Raw genomic sequence first — 3873 nt, forward strand, 5'->3', positions numbered from 1 at the left:
GGATCGGCGCCCCGCCGCGGCGGACGCCTCCTTCGCGCAGCCCGCGCCGTTCACGCCGCCGCCCGAGCGCGCGCCTGCGCCGCAGTTCACGCCGCCTCCGGCCGAGCGCGCGCAGCGCCCCGCCATCGCGCGCCCCGAGGCGCGCACGCCGGAAGCGCGCGTCGAGCAGCTCCGCGTCCTCGCCTCCGAGGTCGCCTCCTGCACGCGCTGCGGCCTCGCCGCGCGACGCACGCAGACCGTGTTCGCCCGCGGCAATCCGCTCTCGGAGCTTTGTTTCGTCGGCGAAGGACCGGGCGCGGAGGAGGACCTCCAGGGCGAGCCGTTCGTCGGGCCTGCGGGCCAGCTCCTCGACAAGATGATCGCCGCGATGGGGTACCGTCGCGACGAGGTCTACATCTGCAACATCGTCAAGTGTAGGCCTCCGGAGAACCGCAAGCCGCAGCCTGAAGAGATGGATGCGTGCAAGGGCTACCTCGCCACGCAGATCGAGCTCGTGCGGCCGAAGTACATCGTCGCGCTCGGCGCGACGGCGATTCAGGGCCTGCTCGGCACGACCGAGGGCATCACGAAGCTGCGCGGCAAGTGGAAGATGTACCGCGGGATCCCCGTCATGCCGACGTTCCATCCGGCCTACCTCCTCAGGCAGCCGTCGGCGAAGCGTGAGGTATGGACCGACCTGCAGGAAGTGATGGCGCGCCTCGGCAAGAAGCCACCCGCGCGGGGCTAGCGCTCGAGCGCGTCCTTCGCGTGCTCCTCTGCTTCGTCGGCGCTTCTCCGTTCCTCGCGCCGCTCGCGCGCCGCGTGACGAGCCCCGAGACGGGCGAGCTTCTCTACCTGCTCTTCTCGCCGGTTTGTCACCTCAAACCCGAGCGCACGCTCGCCCTCGCCGGCGTGCTCATGCCGCTCTGCAGCCGTTGCGCCGGCATCTTCGCGGGGTTCGTGACGGCCGGGATGTTTCCGCGGCCGCGATGGAGCGTGCGCGCGTGCCTCGGTTACGGGTTCGTCGCGAGCGTGATCATGCTCGTCGACGTCGTCACGCAGGACCTCGGCCTACGCCCGCTCTTCCATCCGGCGCGGCTCTTGACGGGAGTTCTGTGGGGGCACGTGTTCGCGCTCGGGATCCTCGCGATCGCGCGTGAGCACCTCGCGAGGCCTTCCCGCGTCACTTCTTCAGCGTGACGGGCCTGCCGGCGACGGGGGCTTCGCCGAGTAGCACGAGCGTCTCGATCTTCTTCTTGTCGCTCTTCTCGTCGACGACCTTCAGCGTGCCCGCGAGGTTATAGGCCATCTCCCAGGACACCGTGTCGTCGGCCGAGAAGAACGCGAACGACGAGTCGCAGAGCGCGAGGTCCTTCTTGATCGCGTCGCCCGTGTTCGAGAGATCGGGCCCGGCGAAGCCTTTGCGTTGCTTCTTGCCGAGCCCGCCCTTGAACGGCCACACCGCGGTCGAGAGGTCCTTCAGCACCATCACCGTCACCGAGCAGCCGGGCGGGTTCGACACCTTGTCGGGCGGCGTGACCAGAAGCTCCTTCGGCACGTCGTCGCGGCCGTCGGTCTTGAGCAGGATCGTCGGCGCGCCCGCGCGGCCGAGCTCGGCCACGACCGCGGCGACGTCCGGCGTGCGCGCCTTCTTCTCGGCGATCACGGTGACCTGCTGCCCGTTGATCGGCAGATCCTTCACCGCCGCCGTGAGCTTCTCCGGCCACTTCTCCTGCTTCATGTCGACGCGGATCTGGCCGATGTAGGGGCCGAGCGAGTCGACGATCAGCGCGGGCATCGTCTTCGGCTTGGGCGGCGGAGCGGGCTCCGTGGGCGCGGCCGCAGCGGAGGCGGTCGCGGTCGGGGCGGCGCCCGTCTTGGACTTGTCGTCGCCGCAGGCGGTCAGCGTCGTCGCGACGAGGAGCGCGAGCGAGGCGAGGACAGGGACGCGGGAGTGCATGGCGCGGAGTGTACCGAAGCCCAGGGCGCGGGAGAAAGGAAGCGGCGTCCTCGGGGCGCCGGGGCGTGGTAGTTTTCGCGCGCCTCGCCCGTTCGGGCCTCGAAACGAGCCGGATTTCACCATGCCTTCCCCCTTCGTCACGCGCCTCGCAAGCTTTCAGCACACCGACAGGCTCGCCGTGGAGGACGACGCGCGGAGCCGCACCTACGCCGAGCTCTGGGATCGCGCCCAGCGCGTCCGCCTCGCGCTCACCGAGGGCGCGCCTTCGCTCGAAGGCCGCGCCGTGGCCATCCTCGTCTCGCCCGGCGCGCTCTGGCTCGAAGCCTTCCTCGGCACGATCCTCGCGGGCGGCGTGGCCTTGCCGCTCTCGCCGCTCTACCCGCCCGCCGAGCTCGCCTGGTTCGGCGAGGACGCGCGCGCGGCGGCGGTGATCCTGTCCGACGATCAGCGCGATCGTGGCGCGTTGCTCTGCGAAGGTCGCCGTGTCCTCTTCGCCGAGACGCTCGCCGACGGCCCGCGGCCCGAGGGCGACGCCGCGCCGCTCGAAGCCGACGACGTCGCGCTCCTGCTCTACACGAGCGGCACCACCGGCAAACCCAAGGGCGCGATGATCACGCACGCGAACGTCGAGGTGCAGGCCGCGATCCTGCGCGAGGCGTGGGCGTTCGGCGAGGGCGACCGGCTGCTCCACGCGCTGCCTCTGCATCACCTGCACGGCCTCGGCATCTCGCTCCTCACCACGCTGCTCGCGGGCGCCTCGGCGCGTTTGCTCCCGCGCTTCGACGCGCGGCGCGTGTGGGAGGCGTTTTGCGGGCCGAATCCGCCCACGGTCTGGATGGCTGTGCCCACGATGTACCAGAAGCTCTTCGAGGCGTTCGACCAAGCGGACGAGCAGACGCGAGCGCGGTGGGCGGACGGCGCCCGGGGCCTGCGCCTCGCCACGAGCGGCTCGGCCGCGCTCCCCGTCACCCTCGCCGAGCGCTGGCGCGCCGTCACGGGCGCGATCCCGCTCGAGCGATTCGGCATGACCGAGATCGGGGTTGGCGCGACGAACCCCCTCGATCCATTGGGGCGGCGGCCGGGCTCGGTGGGTTTGCCCCCGCGCTCGGTCGAGACGCGCATCGTCGACGAGGCGGGAAACGAGCTCGAGCGTGGACCCGGCGAGCTCTGGATTCGTGGCCCCAGCGTGTTCAAGGGATACCTCGGCCGCGAGCAGGCCACGCAGGATGCTTTCGCCGACGGCCGCTGGTTCCGCACCGGCGACGTCGCCGAGCGCGCCGAGGATGGAACCTTGCGTTTGCTCGGACGAACCAGCGTCGACATCCTGAAGAGCGGCGGGTACAAGCTCTCGGCGCTCGAGATCGAGGAAGCGCTGCGGGAAAACGCGGCCGTCGCCGAGGTCGCGGTCGTGGGTTTGCCCGACGAGGCGTGGGGCGAGCGTGTCGTCGCGGTCGTCGTCGCCGCGCCGGGTCGCGCGGCGGAATGCGCGCCGGAGGTCCTACGCGCCTGGGCGAAAGAGCGAATCGCGCCGTACAAGGTCCCGCGCGAGGTGATTGTCGCCACGTCGCTCCCGCGCAATGCCCTCGGAAAGGTCGTCAAGCCAGATCTGGTGAAGGCAATCCTACAAGGGACGCTCGCGGGTATGTCGCGGACTGAATCATGAGCATTTTACGCATGAGAATTTTGCTCTCGACGCTCCCACGTGTCAGGGACCGGCGTCGAAGACATCCGTGGAATGACCACGGATTCGAAGGAGACTTCTCATGCGAATGCTTTCGATTCTTCTCCTGGTCGGTGTGAGCTTCATGGGCCTCGCGGCGTGCAGCGACGAGCCGAGCAATGGCGCGGGCGGCAACGGCGGCTCCGCCGGCAGCGGCGGCGCGGGCGGCGGCACGGGCGGCGCGGGCGGCGGCATGGGCGGCACGGGCGGCGGT

Annotated in this window: 4 protein-coding genes; 3 read left to right on the forward strand and 1 reads right to left on the reverse strand. The window is 70.6% G+C overall.

All coding sequences use genetic code 11. From position 1 onward, the window contains the following. Together QHF83_RS52995 and QHF83_RS53000 are read left to right on the forward strand one after the other, a co-directional pair. On the forward strand, positions 1–727 hold a 727-nt coding region (locus QHF83_RS52995), incomplete at its 5' end, for a uracil-DNA glycosylase family protein (RefSeq protein WP_348980546.1). A gap of 20 nt (positions 728–747) precedes the next feature. Continuing rightward, positions 748–1179 carry a DUF2085 domain-containing protein gene (locus QHF83_RS53000; protein ID WP_282425827.1) on the forward strand — a complete coding sequence of 144 codons (432 nt, stop codon included), beginning with the start codon at positions 748–750 and terminating at the stop codon, positions 1177–1179. On the opposite strand, the gene QHF83_RS53005 is transcribed toward QHF83_RS53000, so the two are convergent. After that, positions 1163–1939, reverse strand: coding sequence for a biopolymer transporter ExbD (locus QHF83_RS53005; RefSeq protein WP_282425828.1), 777 nt, complete (start codon positions 1937–1939; stop codon positions 1163–1165). The genes QHF83_RS53000 and QHF83_RS53005 overlap by 17 nt on opposite strands. Before the next feature lie 121 nt (positions 1940–2060). Here QHF83_RS53005 and QHF83_RS53010 point away from each other — a divergent pair, with 121 nt between their 5' ends. Beyond that, positions 2061–3602, forward strand: a complete 1542-nt coding sequence (locus tag QHF83_RS53010; RefSeq protein WP_282425829.1) for an AMP-binding protein — start codon at positions 2061–2063, stop codon at positions 3600–3602. Positions 3603–3873 lie beyond the last annotated feature (271 nt).

This window comes from Polyangium sp. 15x6, from assembly GCF_029960785.1.
In the GTDB taxonomy this organism is placed as follows: domain Bacteria; phylum Myxococcota_A; class Polyangia; order Polyangiales; family Polyangiaceae; genus Polyangium.

Coding starts and splice junctions, on each gene's coding strand:
- QHF83_RS53005 (WP_282425828.1), bottom strand. CDS start 1,939: ATGCACTCCCGCGTCCCTGTCCTCGCCTCGCTCGCGCTCCTCGTCGCG.
- QHF83_RS53010 (WP_282425829.1), top strand. CDS start 2,061: ATGCCTTCCCCCTTCGTCACGCGCCTCGCAAGCTTTCAGCACACCGAC.